Here is a 15,511-nt window from a genome sequence, read left to right as displayed (position 1 = left end):
CCATGGATAGCGAGGAGACATATATGGCCGCAGTGCCGAACCTGAACGACATCGTCGCGCTCGACGCGCTGGCGCTGTCCGACGCCATTCACAGTCGTCGCGTGTCCTGCCGCGAGGTCATGCAGGCGTATCTCGCGCACATCGCGCAGTACAACCCAGAGGTCAATGCCATCGTGTCACTGCGCGACGCGCAGACGCTGCTCACTGAGGCCGACGCACGCGACCGTCAACTGGCCAGCGGTGAGTCGCTCGGCTGGATGCATGGCATGCCGCATGCGGTGAAGGACATCGCGTCGTGTGCCGGATTGCCCACGCGCAAGGGGTCGCCGTTGACCTCCGACGCGCCGGACACGCAGGACAGCATCAGTGTGTCGCGCATTCGCGCGGCGGGGGCCATCTTCATCGGCAAGACGAACGTCTCCGAGTTCGGACTCGGTTCGCACAGCTACAACCCTGTTTTCGGCACCACGGGCAACGCTTATGCCCCCACGCGTATTGCCGGTGGAAGTAGCGGCGGCGCGGGCAGCGCACTGGCGTTGCGCCTGTTGCCGGTGGCCGACGGAAGCGACTTCATGGGCTCGCTGCGCAACCCGGCGGCATTCGGTAACGTCTACGGATTCCGGCCGTCGCAAGGCCGCGTGCCGTATGGTCCGGCACCGGAAGTCTTCGTGCAGCAAATGAGCACCGAAGGACCGATGGGACGCACGGTCGCCGACGTCGCGCAATTGCTCGACACGCAGTCCGGCTACGACAAGCGCAGCCCGCTGTCCATTGCGAACGGCGCGTCACGCTTCGCCGGTGCCTTGCAGCGTGATGTCAAGGGCGTGAAACTCGGCTGGCTGGGTGACTACGGTGGCTATCTGCCGATGGAAGAGGGTGTGATGGCGCTGTGCGAGGCGTCGCTGAAGGATTTCAGCGCGATGGGATGCGAGGTCGAGGCGTGCGCGCCCGACTTTGCGCCTGAGCGGCTGTGGCAGACGTGGCTCACGCTGCGTCACTGGATGGTGAACGGCTCGCTCGGCGAGATGTACGCCGATCCGGTGCGTCGCGAGAAGCTCAAACCGGAAGCGCGATGGGAAGTGGAGGGCGGCAAAACGCTGAGCGCGGCCGACGTGTTTCGCGCGTCCATCGACCGCAGCGAGTGGTACCGGTCACTGGCGCGGCTCTTCGAACGTTACGACTTCCTGCTGCTGCCGTCGGCTCAGGTGTTCCCGTTCGACGTCGAGACGCACTGGCCGTCCGAGGTCGCGGGCAAGTCGATGGATACCTATCACCGCTGGATGGAAGTCGTGATTGGCCCGACGCTCGCGGGCTTGCCGGCGATCAGCGTGCCGGTCGGGTTCGACGCGCGCGGGTTGCCGATGGGCATGCAGATCATCGGCCCGGCGCAGGCCGACCTCGCCGTGCTGCAACTGGCGCATGCGCACGAGCAGCAGACGCAGTGGGTGCGTCGTCGTTTGCCGCCGATGCTCGCAGGGCGCTGAGCGTCTTACTTCCGGTGTGAGGCCTGCTGCGCCTGCGCGCGCAGCGGCCTCAGCAATTCGCCAAGCGCGTTATGGTCGATCTCGTGCATCAGCGCGAGCAGACGGCCGATCTCGTTGGGGGGAAAGCCTTCGCGGGCGAACCAACTGAGGTAGTTCCCCGGCAGGTCGGCGATCATCGTGCCCTTGTGCTTGCCGTACGGCATGGGCGTGGTTACGAGACGCATGAGTGCGTCGGCGTCGAAATCGAGCATGGGGACAGGTGCCAGGCGAAGCGGGGCGGTGAGACGGAAAGCGTCACGCTATCACAGCTGACGGATGTCGCGCCTTGGGCGATGCCGGGTAAGCCCCGGTCAGTCAAACCCGCGACGTCAGCAACTGCCAGCCCGCCGCACCGAAGACGACAGCCAGGCAGCCGTCGAGCCAACGGCGGATTCTGAGGTACACGCGTCGAGCGGTTTGCGTCGAGAACAGCATTGCGTAGCCGCAGAAGATCATCAGCCCGAGCATTGCGCAGCCGGGCACGACAGCCACCGGCATGGTCCCGTCCGGTCCCGACGACAGCGCGACCACAGACATCCACCCCAGCACGGCCTTCGGATTGGTGAGATGGAACAGCGTGCCGCGCACATAGAGGCGCTTGAGGGACAACACGCCGTTGGCGTCCATCGGCACGAAGGTCGCCGCTTTTGAGGGCCTCAGTGCCGCACGTCCCGACTTGAACGCCAACCACAGCAAGTAAGCACCGCCGAAGAGCTTGAGCGCGACGAGGAACTGCGCATAAGCCAGCAGCGTGGCCGAGATCCCGAGCATGGCGACCGCCGCCCAGAACAATGAGCCGGACATGACGCCCAGTGCGAACGTGAGCGCCGGACGGCGTCCATGGTTCGCGGCGATGGACATGATCGCGAGATTGCTCGGACCGGGACTCGCGGCGTTGACGAAGTACGCCGTGAAGGCGACCAGAAGATGGGCGGAGAGCGCGGTGCTGACGATCATGGCGGACCCTATGGACCTTAGGCCCGATGACCGATGCCCTATGAGGGGCCAGCGGACGGGCAATCTGACGGGGAATCGTCAGAGTGTCGGCGCGCGACTCGCCTCGCGCCATAGACAGTTCGCATGAAATCCACCGAGCCAGTTGGGTAGCGACCGACTCGGCGTCATTCACTCAGATGTTCCGTCTTGCCACGCCTCAGACCTTGATCGCAAAGCGCCGGTCGAAGGTCGGCCGGACGTCGAGCGGCTGACGCAGTAATCCGACCTGCGCGTAGAAATCCGCGGTGCGTTGCTGCTCGGCGACGAGTGCGTCGTCGATGTTGCGCCATTTCGTGGCCCGACGCGAGAACTGGAGCTTGGCCGCTTCCGGGGGAATACCGATGATGCGCGCCATCGCGGCCGAGTACGCGTCCACGTGCTGGTAAGACCAGACCTGCGCGCGCACCGCTCGGGCCAGAAAGTCTCGCAGCACCTCTTGTTTGGTGGCGATGGCGGCGTCTGTCGCTGCGAGATAGCTCAGGCCCGACCAGAGTCCCCGACCGTTCACGAGCACCCGCGCACGCCCCGTGGTTTCCGCCACAGCCGTATAGGGCTCCCACGTGGCCCAGGCGTCGACCGAGCCGCTTGCCAGTGCTGTGATCGTATCGGCGGGCGGGAGGAAGCGGAAATTGACGTCGCCCGGCGCAAGCCCGGCCGCCGTGATCGCCTTGAGCGTGACGAAGTGCCCGATGGAGCCGCGCGTCGTGCCGATGTTCTTGCCCTTGAGGTCGGCTGCGGTGCGCAGCGTCGCGTCCGGACGCACGAGCACGGCGGTGCCGAAAGCGTCCGAACGATTGGCACCGATGATCTTGATGGCTGCACCGGCGGACAACGCGAAGATCACCGGGGCGTCGCCAATCGGTCCGCAATCGACTGCGCCTGCGTTGAGCGCTTCGGCCAGCGGTGCGGCGGCGGGGAATTCCGTCCACTGAATGTCGTACGGCAATTGCTTCAGTTCGTCGGCCGCTTCGAGCAGCGCGCGCAGTCCGCCTTTCTGGTCGCCTGCCTTGAGGACAGGGCGTCCCGATTGCGCAAATGAGATGCCCGGCAGCGCGAGCGTGGTCAGCGTACCGGCGGCGCTGGAAGTCGTGACGTATTGCAGGAAACGGCGTCGGGAAATCGTCATGGTGAGAGCCTGTGGTGGATCGGAGAAATCTTGATTGAAGTGTTGGTCGTGGGGCCCTAATGGGCGTTAGTGCACGAAGCCGCCTTTAACGAAGCGCACGGGGTCGTTGTCCATCTCGCGAAGCGTAGCGGTGAGCGGGTCGCGTGCAGACGCCGTGTCGCCGTCTTGCAGTGAGGTCGACGTCGTGCACATGAGGCCCCCGTCGGCCCAGCCACGACGTCCTGCCGGGGCGAGCGCGCGCAGCCAGCCGTCGCGGTCCGCGAGCCACTCGGTGCCCGCCAGACCGGCAGCCGAAGCGCCCGCGATCTGCGCGAAGACGGGCCACGCGTCACGCGCATCGGCAACACAGTCCGCGCGGGTGCCGAACAGCGGCGTGACGTTGCCGGGCGCGGCCACGGTAGCCACTTTGCGCACTGACGCAGTCGCCGGTCCGGTCGCCTGACCATCGTCGCGCCGGATCAGCAGCGTGAGGAATCGTGGATCTTCGAATGGCGGCGGATGGGCGGCATCGACCGCCACCACGCGAACGCGCTGATGGCCGCGCCATGCGTCCAGCGGACGGTCGGGACGGCCCGCGCACTTCACGGCGACCGACGGCAGCGCAATCGGCACGGGCCAGCTTCCGCCAGCGGCCATGCCTGCGGACGCGGACAACACGCGCATGTAATCGAGCGCGGCCCACACTTCGCGGTCGCTCAGGCGTCCAACGAAGCCGGGCATCGTCACGCCCTGATCGTCGCGCATGCCGTACAGCACGTGCCAGAACAGTTCCCCGTCGGCACGACGGCTCAGCAGCGCACTCGCCATCGTGGGTGGCCAACGTCTGAGCGTGGCAGCGAGCGGCCCCTCGCCGCGACCGTCCGCGCCGTGACAGGCCGCGCATTGCGCCGAGTAGATGCGTGAGCCGCGCGCGATGCTGTCCACGGTGAATCCCGTCGGGCTGGAATGAAAGCTGGTCGGTACGGCCGCCGTTAGCCACAACGTGGGGGACGGCCACGGCGAGAGCACAAGCGCACCGATGGCGGCCGCTGTCAGCCAACGCCACGCACGTCGCCAGCACAACGCAAGCAACAGGCAGACGATGGCGAACGCGATGGCCGCCAGCATCCAGGCGAACTGCCGGGCGAGCGCCACGTCAATGACGAGGTTTTCCCCCGCGATGCGCTGCGCCCACGGCCATGCGGGTGCGCCGTGCGAATCGTCGGTGATGCCCAGCGCATAGAGCGCGCCGAGCCACGTCGACTGCACGAACTGCAACGCTTGCAGCAAGGCATTGAGCCAGAGATGGGAGGGCGGCGACGTCATCGGCCCCACACCGCGCCGGGGCGGTCCGATGACAGCGTGCGAGACGACTTCAACGACGTTGCAATGCGACGAACGACAACGCCCAGTCCAGAATTACCAGCTTGCATCGAGCCCCAGATGTCGGAGCGCTTCGTGGCGCAGTTCGGTGATGCGAGCGTCGCCGCGATGGCGCGGGTAGGGCAGATCCACATGCAGCTCCGCCACGATCTTCGCCGGACGCGGGCTGAACACGATCACGCGCTGTGCGAGGAACAGCGCTTCCTCGACGTCGTGCGTGACGAGCAGCGCCGAGAACCCGGCGCGTTGCCACAACTCGACCAGTTCGCTTTGCATCGCCAGCCGTGTGAGCGAATCGAGCTTGCCGAGCGGTTCGTCGAGTACGAGCAGACGCGGGTCGTTCACGAGCGCGCGAGCGAGCGCGACGCGTTGGGCCATGCCGCCCGAGAGTTGATGCGGGAAGGCGTCGGCGAACTCGGACAGTCCCACGCGTGCGAGTGCCGCGTCGACGCGATGACGTTCCTTTCCGAGGACGCCACGCGCTTGCAGACCGAGCGAGACGTTGTCACGCACCGTTCGCCAGGGGTAAAGCGTCGGGTCCTGAAACACCACGATGCGCGACGGGTCGGGGCGCGTGATGGCAGTGCCGTCCTGTGTGATCGTGCCGCGCGTGGCCGTCTCCAGACCGGCGACAAGGCGCAGCAACGTGGACTTGCCGCAACCGCTCGGCCCGAGCAGCGCGACGAATTCCCCGGGCGCGACTTTCAGATCGACGCCGTCGAGCACCTGCAACGGTGCCTGACGCGAGCCGAACCAGTGGCTCACCCCTTGAATGTCGATCTGCGCGCCAGTGTCGTTGGCTGAGTGTGCGCTGTCCTGAATCGACGGCGACGTCACATCGATGTCTGCGCCTGCGAATGTGGGTGAAGAAGTGGCGGCGCTTACCATTTGACGGTTCCTTTCTGCCAGGCGAGTGCACGGTCGCGCACGGTGAAGAGCAGCGTGATGACGCCGGAGAAGAGCAGGGCCATGACGATCAGTGCGGCGTACATGTTCACGTAAGACGCCCAGCCTTGCGCCCACGTGAGATACCAGCCGAGGCCGGACTTCACGCCCATCATTTCGGCCGTCACCAGCACCGAGAACGATGCACCCAGCCCCATGAACAGGCCGACGAAGACATTCGGCAGCGCGGCAGGAATCGCCACGCGCAGCACCAGAAACGCTTCGGATGCGCCCAGCGTGCGGGCCACGTCGTAATAGCTCTTGTTGACGCCCGCAACGCCCGACCACGTGAGCACGGCCACGGGAAACGCCGTCGACAACGCGATGAGGAAGGCCGCCGCCGAATAGCTCGACGGGAAGAAGTAGAACGTGAGCGGCAACAACGCCGTCGCGGGCACGGGGCCGAGCACGCGAAGCACCGGATGCACCCAGTACCCGATGGCGCGCGACCAGCCGATCGACACGCCGATCAGGAAGCCCGCAACCGCACCGAAGCCGAAGCCCAGACCGAGCAGCTTGAGCGTGTTCGCGGCGCTGTCGCCGAGGCGTCGCCAGTCTTCCGTGTAGACCTCGATGAGCGCCTGCGGCGGTGCGAAGAACGGCGTGGGCAGCGAACCGGTCTTCGCCGTGAGGATCTCCCAGGCGGACAGGGCCACTGCGATGGCCACAAGCCACGGCCCCGAACCGGTCAGCGCTTCACGTAGTCGCAACAGCGGCGGTGTCGCGCGACCGGCGACGGACAGCACGGCGAGTAAGGCGGCGACCGCCAGCGCGAACACCCCCAACTCGTCGGTGAAGGCCCAGTCGGAGAAGCCGACGACCTTGTTCGGCCAGCGCAGCGTGAGCGAACCGAAGGCCGCCCATGCCAGCGCGGCGGCGAAGCCCGTGCCCCACAGCGCAGACGTGCGCGGAGCCGCGAACAACTGATCGATTTCGGTCTCGTCGAAGGCGGGGATGCGCGGCGCAGAGGCGGCGCCCACCGCACCTGTTGCGCGGGTCCGCAGCGCGGACCCTTCGGTCTGTTCCGTCAGCTCAAGCGCACCGGCGGGCGATGCACCGCCTAATGCGCGACGTGAGGCGGCGTTGTCGAGAATGGCACTCATGGTCACTTGTCCAGTGATTCGCGCTCAGCCCAGCACGTTGGCGTAGACGTGTTGCGCGAGTTTCTGCGGATCGGTCGTCTTCTTGAGCACACCGATGCGGCGGAAGTCGTCGGCGAAGTACGCGATTTCGTCGCGCAGGTCCACGCCGGTCGGGTGGTGGGAATAGGTGAGCGTGGCGTACAACTTGCGCAGATCCTCGGGGCTGATCTTCGGCGAGTACTTCGCGAAGATCTTCGCGGCCTCGTTCGGGTTCTCGTTGACGAACTCGGTGGCCTGCACGATGGAACGCGCCAGCGCGCTCGCAGCAGCACGGTCGTTGCGCACGAGATCGCCGCGCGCGCCGATCACGCAGCACACCTTGCGCGCGTACTCGCCGGAGAGGTTCGTCGCCAACTCGACGTAAGCGCCATTGGTGCGCTTCTCCAGCAGATAGAGGTTCGGGTCGCCGTCGGCAATCGCCTGAATTTCCCCCTTGTCCACGGCCACGCCCAGCAGGTCGGCCGGGTACTGACGCCACGTGATGTCACGCTCGGCGTCGATGCCGTTCTTCGCCAGCAGAATCTGGAAGAAGTGCTTGCCTGGCGCGGCCAGATCCGACACGCCAACCGTCTTGCCCTTGAGGGCTGCGAGCGAGGTGATGCCCGCTGCCTTCGAGCCGAGCAGGCGCACGCAGCCGCCGTGCGAGCTGCCGATGATCTTCACGTCGAAGCCCGATTCGAGCGGCTTGAGCCAGCGGTGAATCATGCCCACGGCGGCGTCTGCCTTGCCGGTGGCAATGGATTCGAGGAGCTGGTCCGTCGATCCGCTGTAGTTGATGAGGTCGACTTGCAGGCCGTTTTTCTCGAAGAAGCCGCGCTCCTGTGCGGCGACGATGGGCGTCAGGCAGAACGAGTTCTGGTTCCACGCAAAGGTGAGCTTCTTCGGCTGCGACCATGCCGGACGGCCGAGCAGCAGGGCAGGTGCGGCGAGCGCGACAGCGGTGCCTGCACGCAGCACCTTGCGGCGACCGGCGTGCACATCGGTTGGCGTGGAAATGCTGGCAACGCCTGTGGTCTTGTCGGTGTGGCGAAACTTCATGGGTACGACTCCCCTATTGATTTCTGATGTTTGTGTGTGCGGTGCTTCGGTCGACCGCTTCAGTCGAGCAGGTCGGGCTCGGCTTCGACGAGCCCCTCGTAAAGGCTTTCGAACGAATACAGCGCGCCTTCCGGACCGCCAACCTGACTGTGCGTGTGACGTGCCGTCGCTTCGTCGATGGGCTGGGGCGTACCTGCCGCTTCGGCGAGCAATTGCGTGTGCGCCACGTTCTCCAGCGCGATGTACCACCACGCGGCGGCTTCGACGCTCGGACCGGCGGTGAGAATGCCGTGGTTCTTCAGGATGACGCCCTTGACCGTGCCGCTGCCGTCGGGCTTGTTCAGCGCGTGCGCGATGCGGTCGCCTTCGCTGCCGTCGACCACCATGCCGGTGAAGTCGTCGAACAGGGCGTGGTCTTCGAAGAAGCCGCAGGAGTCCTGCGTGAGCGGATCGAGCGGACGACCCAGCGTCGACCACGCTTTGCCATAGGTCGAGTGCGTGTGCGCGGCGGCGACCAGATGCGGATGCGCTTCATGGATCGCCGCGTGAATCGCAAACGCGGCCTTGTTCAGGGGACGGTCGCCGACCACGGTTTCACCCTTGGCGTTCACGAGCAGCAGATCGGAGACCTTGATGCGCGAGAAGTGCACGCCCAGCGGATTGACCCAGAAGTGGTCGGGCAACTCCGGATCGCGTGCGGTGATGTGACCGGCCAGCCCAAGGTCGAAGCCGTGACGCGCGAAGATGCGGAACGCCGCAGCGAGCCGCGTCTGACGATGGCGGCGCTCAGTGAGGATGTCGCTGCGCACGGGCGGTGCGTCAAACCAGAAACGCTGTTGCGGCGCGGCGTTGAGCACGAGACCGGTCGGCGTGGTACGGGTCGGGGTGGACGTGGTGGACGTGGTACGTCCAAAACTGTGCGTGTCGACGGGCAGAACGGCAGCCATTGTGTTTTCTCCGTGTTGGGTGGGGACGCCGTTCAGGCGGCGCGGCGCGTGGCGTCGTTCTGACGGTCGCGCTCGGCGACCAGCGTGCGCAGACGCGGGATCAACTCGCGGCCGTAGTCGATGGCGTCGCCCAGCGGATCGAAGCCGCGAATCAGGAACGTTGTGACGCCGAGGTCGTAGTAGTCGAGCAGCGCGTCGGCGACTTGCTCGGGCGTGCCGACCAGGGCCGTCGAGTTCGAGCGTCCGCCGATGAGCTTGGCGATCTCCGTCCACAACACTTTGTCCAGGCGTGCGCCCTTGTCGGCCGCCGCGAGCAGGCGTCGTGCGCCTTCGCTTTGCAGCGCCGAACCTTGCGGCACACCGGCGGCTTCGCGGATCGCTTTGGCTTGCGCCAGGATCTTGTCTGCGCGTTCCCACGCCTTCGCTTCGGTCTCGGCCAGCACCGGGCGGAACGACACCGAGAAGCGCGGCGTGCGGCCATGCACGGCGGCCGCAGCCCGCACGCGCGTGGTGATGTCGCGCACCTGATCGAGCGATTCGCCCCACAGCGCATAGATGTCGGCGTGTTTGGCCGCGACTTCCAGTGCGGCTTCCGACGCCCCGCCGAAGAAGATCGGCACATGCGGCTGCTGCACAGGCTTGACCTCGGAGAAGCCCTGTTTGAAGCGGTAGTACTTGCCGTCGTGATCGAACGGCGTGTCTTCCGTCCAGATCCGGCGCAGGATGCTCAGGTATTCGTCGGTGCGTGCATAGCGCTCGTCGTGCAGCAGGAAGTCGCCGTCGCGCTGCTGCTCTTCGTCCGATCCGCCGGAGATGAAGTGAACGCCGAGACGTCCACCGCTGAACTGGTCGAGCGTGGCGATCTGACGCGCGGCCAGCGTCGGTGCAACGAAGCCCGGACGATGCGCGAGCATGAAGTGGATGTTCTCGGTCACGGTCGAGGCATAAGCGATTGTGAGCGTGGCCGACGGGCTGGTGGAGTGGTGCGGCACGAGAATGCGGTCGAAGCCGGATTGCTCGTGAGCGCGCGCAAAGTTGCGCACGTAGTCGCGGTCGACGGCGGCACCTTGCTTGGGATGAATTTCGGATTGCTTACTGCTTTGAATCATGCCGATGATTTCTACGCTCATGACGACGTTCTCCTTGTGGGGTAAGGGACGCGTGCACGGCGACGTGGGTCGGTTTGCGCTACACGCCCATCGATCGGATCAGACGGTGAATGGGAGTGAGCCTACGCAAACAATCATCGAGCGTTAAATAATCATTTACGCAAAGATTATTCGATATGGATGGTTGGGCATGGCATCGCCGAGCCTTACGCTAGCGGCACTGCGTAGCGCGGCGCACCCTGCGTCGAACGCGTATTTGCTTATTCCAAAATCATGAATGCTTCAGGTCTCGCACCTATCGGGGCGGTGCTGACGCTGCCGCCCCAGCCAAGTGGAGATGGCCCCGCACGTCACGCGCAACTCGATGCGCTTCTGCCTCCGATCACACGCGCGTTGGCTGAGAGTGCAACTGCGCTTGATCGCGATGCTCGTTTCCCGTTCGACAACTTCGCACTGCTGCATCGCCACGGGCTGATCGCGGAAGTGGTGCCGCGTGCGGCGGGTGGGGGCGGTGGCGGGCTGACGGTGGCTCGGCACGTCATCGGGGCCATCGCCAAAGGCGAATCGGCCACCGCGCTTGTGCTGACGATGACGTATCTCCAACACCGCTCGCTTGTGCGCGAAAGCACGCGCTGGCCCGAGGCGCAGCGCCGCACGGTGTTCGAGAGCGCGGTGCGCGACGGCGCGTTGATCAACGCGCTGCGCGTGGAGCCGGATCTGGGGACGCCTGCCCGGGGCGGGTTGCCATCGACGATCGCGCGACGCACCGAGACGGGCTGGCGTTTGTCCGGCCGCAAGCTCTATTGCACCGGCATTCCCGCATTGCGTTGGCTGTCCGTCTGGGCGCGTACCGACGAAGCGGAGCCGCGCGTCGGGGTGTTCCTGGTGCCGCGTCCGGTGGGGCCGGAGCACTCGCCGGACCGCCCGGGCATTCGCGTCGTGCAGAACTGGGATCACCTCGGGCTGCGCGCGTCTGCGAGTCATGAGGTCATTCTGGAGGACATCGATCTGCCGTTCGGCAACGCCGTCGATATTCGTCCACCGAACGAATGGGCACCGGCGGGCATCGGACAGCGCGACAACGACGCGCACATCGAACAACAGGCATGGATGAGCGTGCTGCTGGGCACGCTTTACGATGCCGTGGCGCGTGCCGGCGTCGACTGGCTCGTGACGTTCCTGAACACCCGCGTGCCGGGCAATCTCGGCGCGCCGCTCGCCACCGTGCCGCGTATTCAGGAGACGGTCGGCGAGATCGCGGCGCTGTTGCACGTCAACCAGCGTCTGCTGGACGCGGCGGCGCAGGCGGCCGATGCGGGAGAACCCGATGACGATATCGCCAGCGGTGCGCTAAAGTTCACGGTGACGGGTAATGCGATCCGTGCCCTTGAACTGGCCTTGCAGCTTTCGGGCAATCACGGGCTTTCGCGCAACAACCCGCTTGAGCGCTATCATCGCGACGTGCTGTGCAGCCGTATCCACACGCCGCAAAACGACACCATTCTGAGCGCTGCCGGCCGGCAGACGCTCGCTGCTTTCCGGGAATCCGCATGACTGGTACGACCGAAGTGCTGGATGGCATCGCGTTGTCGCGCGACCTGCCGGCTCACGATTACGACGCGCTCGATCCCTTGCGCACCTTCGTCGCCGCATTTTCGCGGTTGTTGGAGCGGCGTCCGCACGAGACGACGCTGCTCGAAGAGGGCGCGGGCCTGCTCGCGCAACTGGTGGCCCGCGACGACTGGCTGCCGGACGCGTTCGCCACACCCCATCCCGACCATTACCAACAGTTCTTGCTGCACTGCGATTCGGCGCAGCGTTTCTCCATCGTGAGCTTCGTCTGGGGGCCGGGGCAACGCACGCCGATTCACGACCACACTGTGTGGGGCCTGATCGGTATGCTGCGCGGCTCGGAAGACTCGCAACCGTATGTGCTCGACGCGAAGGGCGTTCCCGTCGTGGCGGGTGAAGCGGTTCGGCTTTTGCCGGGCGATGTGGAGGTGTTGTCGCCACGGCTGGGCGACATTCACCGCGTGAGCAATGTGTATGCCGATCGCGTGTCCGTGAGCATCCACGTTTATGGCGCGAACATCGGCGCGGTGCATCGCAGCGTCTTTACGGAGACGGGCGAGCGCAAGGGTTTCGTGTCAGGCTACGCCAACGCGCAGTTGCCCAATCCGTGGGGTAAGGCCGCACCGCCCGCCGACCAGCAATGAACAAGCATCAACGTTTCGACATCTGACGAATTCAAGGAATGACCGTGTCCGAGTATCCGAACCACACGACCCACGATGCGCCCTCGCAGGCCGCAGACTTCCCCGAACTGACCTATGCCGACGTGCGCGCCGCGCTGCTCGCGCGCGAGGAAATCGCACTGCTCGACGTACGTGAAGAAGACCCGTTCGCGCAGACGCACCCGCTGTGGGCCGCCAACCTGCCGCTCTCGCGCGTGGAGATCGACGCGTGGGCGCGCATTCCGCGTCGCGACACGCGCATCGTCGTCTACGGCGTGCACGCTGGCGAAGACCTCGCGCCGCGCGCAGCCGCCGTGCTGCGCAAGCTCGGTTACACCGACGTCAATCTGTTGGCGGGCGGTCTTGACGGCTGGATTGCCGCCGGTGGCGAAGTCTTCCGCGATGTGAATGTGCCGAGCAAAGCGTTCGGCGAGTGGGTCGAAGGGCTGCGTCATACGCCGTCGCTCTCGGCGCAGGAAGTGCAGGCACTGCTCGATGCGGATGCCGACGTCGTGGTCGTCGATGCCCGACGCTTCGACGAATATCAGACGATGAACATTCCCGGTTCGACGAGCGTGCCCGGTGCCGAGCTGGTGCTGCGGGTTCGCGAGCTTGCGCCGGACCCGGCCACGCGCGTGATCGTCAATTGCGCAGGACGCACGCGCAGCATCATCGGCACGCAATCGCTCGTGAACGCCGGACTGCCGAATCCCGTGGCTGCGCTGCGTAACGGCACCATCGGCTGGACGCTCGCCGGTCAGACGCTGGAGCGCGGCGCAGACCGCCGTCATCCGGCCACGGTGCGCGAGGCCACCCTGGCCGTTGCCCGTGAAGGGGCGCGCGCTGTGGCGGATCGTGCGGGGGTGCGTCGCATCGCGCTGGACGACGTGCCGTCGCTGAATGCGCCGGGACGCACCGTCTATCGCTTCGACGTGCGTACACCGGAGGAGTATGCGGCGGGGCATCTGCCGGATTTCGCCAACGCACAGGGCGGTCAGCTCGTGCAGGAAACGGATCATCAGGCACCGGTGCGCGGCGCGTGGATCGTATTGGCGGACGATGACGGCGTACGCGCCGACATGACCGGCTCGTGGCTCGCGCAAATGGGGTGGACGGTGTATGTCGTGGAGCCGCACAGCGCGCATGCACGTAGCGCGCAGGGCGGCTGGCCGCTGCACACGCCGAGCGCACCGGAGGTCGCGACCGTGACGCCTGCGCTGCTCGCGCGCTGGCTTGAGGAAGCCGCGCCCGGACAGATCGCGGTGCTCGACTTCACGTCAGGCGTGAATTACGTCAAACGTCATGTCCCGGGCGCATGGTTCGTGATTCGCGCGCGTCTGGCCGAAGCGCTGCGCACGATTGGCCCTGTGCAGCGTTATGTGCTGACGTGCGGCTCCAGCCTGCTGGCGCGCTTTGCGGCAGCCGACCTGCGGCGTCTGACCGACGCCGAGATCGTGGTACTCGATGGCGGCACGCAGGCGTGGATTAACGCCGGGTTGCCGCTTGAGACGGGAGAGACGCATCTGGCTAGCGCCCGTGACGACCGCTATCGCCGTCCGTACGAAGGCACCGACAACGCAGCGGAAGCCATGCAGGCGTATCTCGATTGGGAGTTCGGTCTCGTTGATCAACTGCATCGCGACGGCACGCATCACTTTGCGGTGGTGTAGGTCGTCAGCGTAGAGGGCATTTGTCCGAATCTGCCGGGACGCGAACCGTCCCGGCGGTGCGCCCGTGGCATACTCCCGAACTTCCGGCGCTGCCCTGCGACGGCCTGCAAATTCGATCTCGCAGATCGGCGATGAGTGGGCCGGCGATATCGCGATACCGCGATAGGGCCGCCCAGCTTTCGAACCGACCATGCCACTTCCGCGTTTCATCGCCCGCCGACTGGAGGCGCTCACCGAGCCGAGCACCCGCATTCCCTACGCGTGGGTGTATCACGAGCCCGACGTCTTCATGCAACGCACGTCGGCGTTCACCGTCGCCAAAAAATACCTCCATCGCCGTCTGCGTCTCGCGATGAGTGGCCAACCGCGCCATGAGGTCCGGCACGTCGCGCCGCACGCACGTGTGTTGTGGATTTACGGCGGAAAGCACTCCGTGGGCGACGCCGTCATGGATATGTCGGGCCGTGCGTTGCTGCGCGGGCGCGAAGGTCCCATCGATCTGCTCATCAGCCCAGGACTCAAGGCGGTGTTCGAGGGCGACGACATCTTTCGCAACGTCTTCGACGATCCGGCGGCCGTGAATCCGGCCGATTACGACGTTGTCGTCATGCAGGAATTCAACTACCCGACGCTGCGCATCAAACGCCGCTTTTTCGCGACGCTGCCGTTCGCGTGCCTGTTCCGCTTTTTCCACGGACCGGACCGGAATCAGACGCAGTTCAGTCTGGCGGCCGTCAACGATGTCTTCGGCCTGCAACTGGGACCGGACGAACTCTTTACACAGGCAAAGCCGTATCTGCGTGAAGAGACGGACTTGCCGGCAGCCGTCGTGAATCAACTGCCGTCAGGGCCGTTCGTGGTGCTGGCGATGGGCGGTGTAGAGCCGCGCCGGACTTATGCCCACTGGCATGCGTGCCTCGACGCCTATGACGCAGCGTATGCCCCCGGCTTGCCCACTGGCATCGTGTTGTTGGGTTCGGGCAACGGTGCCGATGCCGCCAAGGCGCTCATGGAGGCAAAGTTCCGGCATCTGGAGTTGGTGTCGTTCGTCGGTCAGTTGACGTTGCGCGATGCCAAGCGAGTGATTGGGAACGCATCGCTGTTCGTCGGCGCAGACGGCGGGCTGATGCATGTAGCCCACACCACACGCGCGCCGAGCGTGACGCTGTTTGCTGCCGCCGAGCCGCCCTATCTGCGTCTCACGCCGCGCTGCCAGTCCACGCCGCTGCAAACGGAAAGCGACGTGAGCGCGGTCGATCCGGCGGAGCTTGCCGAGACCATGATCGCAACGCTGGCCACTACGCCGTCGTTTATCCCGAATCTGCCTGATCTGGCGAAGTCGCCGTCAGCGCCGTCTTCCGCCTCCGGCGGTGCCCGCTGAGGGGCATTTCTCCGACCTTGCGCCGCTCCCGAACGCCT

14 protein-coding genes are annotated in these 15,511 nt (G+C 65.8%); 5 read left to right on the top strand and 9 right to left on the bottom strand.

Translation table 11 applies throughout. From position 1 onward, the window contains the following. Positions 1 to 23: 23 nt before the first annotated feature. Entirely contained in the window at positions 24 to 1,484 is a 1,461-nt protein-coding gene (locus tag PAQ31011_RS18265; protein ID WP_150577153.1) for an amidase, read from the top strand. Between the two features lie 5 nt (positions 1,485 to 1,489). Here the strand turns inward: PAQ31011_RS18265 and PAQ31011_RS18260 are convergent, their stop codons facing one another. The 9 genes from PAQ31011_RS18260 to PAQ31011_RS18220 all read right to left on the bottom strand — a co-directional run bounded on the left by PAQ31011_RS18260 (position 1,490) and on the right by PAQ31011_RS18220 (position 10,209). Next, positions 1,490 to 1,735, bottom strand: a complete 246-nt coding sequence (locus PAQ31011_RS18260) for a DUF3820 family protein (protein ID WP_150577152.1) — start codon at positions 1,733 to 1,735, stop codon at positions 1,490 to 1,492. 103 nt (positions 1,736 to 1,838) lie between these two features. After that, positions 1,839 to 2,480, bottom strand: a complete 642-nt coding sequence (locus PAQ31011_RS18255) for a LysE family translocator (protein ID WP_150577151.1) — start codon at positions 2,478 to 2,480, stop codon at positions 1,839 to 1,841. A 196-nt stretch (positions 2,481 to 2,676) separates the two neighbouring features. Beyond that, complete coding sequence (locus tag PAQ31011_RS18250) at positions 2,677 to 3,645, bottom strand: ABC transporter substrate-binding protein (protein ID WP_150577150.1); 969 nt, start codon at positions 3,643 to 3,645, stop codon at positions 2,677 to 2,679. Between the two features lie 66 nt (positions 3,646 to 3,711). Then, positions 3,712 to 4,950, bottom strand: a complete 1,239-nt coding sequence (locus PAQ31011_RS18245) for a c-type cytochrome (RefSeq protein WP_150577149.1) — start codon at positions 4,948 to 4,950, stop codon at positions 3,712 to 3,714. A gap of 93 nt (positions 4,951 to 5,043) precedes the next feature. Then, positions 5,044 to 5,895 (bottom strand): ABC transporter ATP-binding protein, encoded by an 852-nt coding sequence (locus tag PAQ31011_RS18240; RefSeq protein ID WP_150577148.1) that lies wholly within the window; start codon positions 5,893 to 5,895, stop codon positions 5,044 to 5,046. Continuing rightward, positions 5,889 to 6,983 (bottom strand): ABC transporter permease, encoded by a 1,095-nt coding sequence (locus tag PAQ31011_RS18235; protein ID WP_425495118.1) that lies wholly within the window; start codon positions 6,981 to 6,983, stop codon positions 5,889 to 5,891. Before PAQ31011_RS18235 ends, PAQ31011_RS18240 begins: the two co-directional genes overlap by 7 nt. A 96-nt stretch (positions 6,984 to 7,079) precedes the next feature. Next, a complete protein-coding gene (locus PAQ31011_RS18230; RefSeq protein ID WP_150577147.1) occupies positions 7,080 to 8,132 on the bottom strand; it encodes an ABC transporter substrate-binding protein in 1,053 nt (350 codons plus the stop codon). A 59-nt stretch (positions 8,133 to 8,191) separates the two neighbouring features. Continuing rightward, complete coding sequence (locus PAQ31011_RS18225) at positions 8,192 to 9,079, bottom strand: class II aldolase/adducin family protein (RefSeq protein ID WP_150577146.1); 888 nt, start codon at positions 9,077 to 9,079, stop codon at positions 8,192 to 8,194. 32 nt (positions 9,080 to 9,111) lie between these two features. Beyond that, on the bottom strand, positions 9,112 to 10,209 hold the full coding sequence (locus PAQ31011_RS18220; RefSeq protein WP_150577145.1) for an LLM class flavin-dependent oxidoreductase: 1,098 nt from the start codon (positions 10,207 to 10,209) through the stop codon (positions 9,112 to 9,114). A gap of 252 nt (positions 10,210 to 10,461) precedes the next feature. Here PAQ31011_RS18220 and PAQ31011_RS18215 point away from each other — a divergent pair, with 252 nt between their 5' ends. The 4 genes from PAQ31011_RS18215 (at position 10,462) to PAQ31011_RS18200 (ending at position 15,473) form a co-directional block, all read left to right on the top strand. Then, positions 10,462 to 11,742, top strand: a complete 1,281-nt coding sequence (locus PAQ31011_RS18215) for an acyl-CoA dehydrogenase family protein (protein WP_150577144.1) — start codon at positions 10,462 to 10,464, stop codon at positions 11,740 to 11,742. Next, complete coding sequence (locus PAQ31011_RS18210) at positions 11,739 to 12,404, top strand: cysteine dioxygenase family protein (RefSeq protein WP_150577143.1); 666 nt, start codon at positions 11,739 to 11,741, stop codon at positions 12,402 to 12,404. The genes PAQ31011_RS18215 and PAQ31011_RS18210 overlap by 4 nt, the downstream gene beginning before the upstream one ends. A gap of 38 nt (positions 12,405 to 12,442) precedes the next feature. Next, entirely contained in the window at positions 12,443 to 14,092 is a 1,650-nt protein-coding gene (locus PAQ31011_RS18205) for a rhodanese-related sulfurtransferase (RefSeq protein ID WP_150577142.1), read from the top strand. Positions 14,093 to 14,282: 190 nt separating this feature from the next. Further along, positions 14,283 to 15,473: a glycosyltransferase family 9 protein gene (locus PAQ31011_RS18200; protein ID WP_150577141.1), complete on the top strand. Its 1,191-nt coding sequence runs from the start codon at positions 14,283 to 14,285 to the stop codon at positions 15,471 to 15,473. The last annotated feature ends 38 nt before the right edge of the window (positions 15,474 to 15,511 follow it).

This window comes from Pandoraea aquatica (assembly GCF_902459565.1).
Classification (GTDB): Bacteria; Pseudomonadota; Gammaproteobacteria; order Burkholderiales; family Burkholderiaceae; genus Pandoraea; species Pandoraea aquatica.
The sequence above is the reverse complement of the archived record's forward strand: the minus strand, read 5'-3'. Positions and strand labels throughout refer to the sequence as shown.

What these genes read in the sequence shown, in the direction of transcription:
- PAQ31011_RS18265 (WP_150577153.1), top strand. Translation starts at nt 24, where the DNA reads ATGGCCGCAGTGCCGAACCTGAACGACATCGTCGCGCTCGACGCGCTG.
- PAQ31011_RS18260 (WP_150577152.1), bottom strand. Translation starts at nt 1,735, where the DNA reads ATGCTCGATTTCGACGCCGACGCACTCATGCGTCTCGTAACCACGCCC.
- PAQ31011_RS18255 (WP_150577151.1), bottom strand. Translation starts at nt 2,480, where the DNA reads ATGATCGTCAGCACCGCGCTCTCCGCCCATCTTCTGGTCGCCTTCACG.
- PAQ31011_RS18250 (WP_150577150.1), bottom strand. Translation starts at nt 3,645, where the DNA reads ATGACGATTTCCCGACGCCGTTTCCTGCAATACGTCACGACTTCCAGC.
- PAQ31011_RS18245 (WP_150577149.1), bottom strand. Translation starts at nt 4,950, where the DNA reads ATGACGTCGCCGCCCTCCCATCTCTGGCTCAATGCCTTGCTGCAAGCG.
- PAQ31011_RS18240 (WP_150577148.1), bottom strand. Translation starts at nt 5,895, where the DNA reads ATGGTAAGCGCCGCCACTTCTTCACCCACATTCGCAGGCGCAGACATC.
- PAQ31011_RS18230 (WP_150577147.1), bottom strand. Translation starts at nt 8,132, where the DNA reads ATGAAGTTTCGCCACACCGACAAGACCACAGGCGTTGCCAGCATTTCC.
- PAQ31011_RS18225 (WP_150577146.1), bottom strand. Translation starts at nt 9,079, where the DNA reads ATGGCTGCCGTTCTGCCCGTCGACACGCACAGTTTTGGACGTACCACG.
- PAQ31011_RS18220 (WP_150577145.1), bottom strand. Translation starts at nt 10,209, where the DNA reads ATGAGCGTAGAAATCATCGGCATGATTCAAAGCAGTAAGCAATCCGAA.
- PAQ31011_RS18215 (WP_150577144.1), top strand. Translation starts at nt 10,462, where the DNA reads ATGAATGCTTCAGGTCTCGCACCTATCGGGGCGGTGCTGACGCTGCCG.
- PAQ31011_RS18210 (WP_150577143.1), top strand. Translation starts at nt 11,739, where the DNA reads ATGACTGGTACGACCGAAGTGCTGGATGGCATCGCGTTGTCGCGCGAC.
- PAQ31011_RS18205 (WP_150577142.1), top strand. Translation starts at nt 12,443, where the DNA reads ATGACCGTGTCCGAGTATCCGAACCACACGACCCACGATGCGCCCTCG.
- PAQ31011_RS18200 (WP_150577141.1), top strand. Translation starts at nt 14,283, where the DNA reads ATGCCACTTCCGCGTTTCATCGCCCGCCGACTGGAGGCGCTCACCGAG.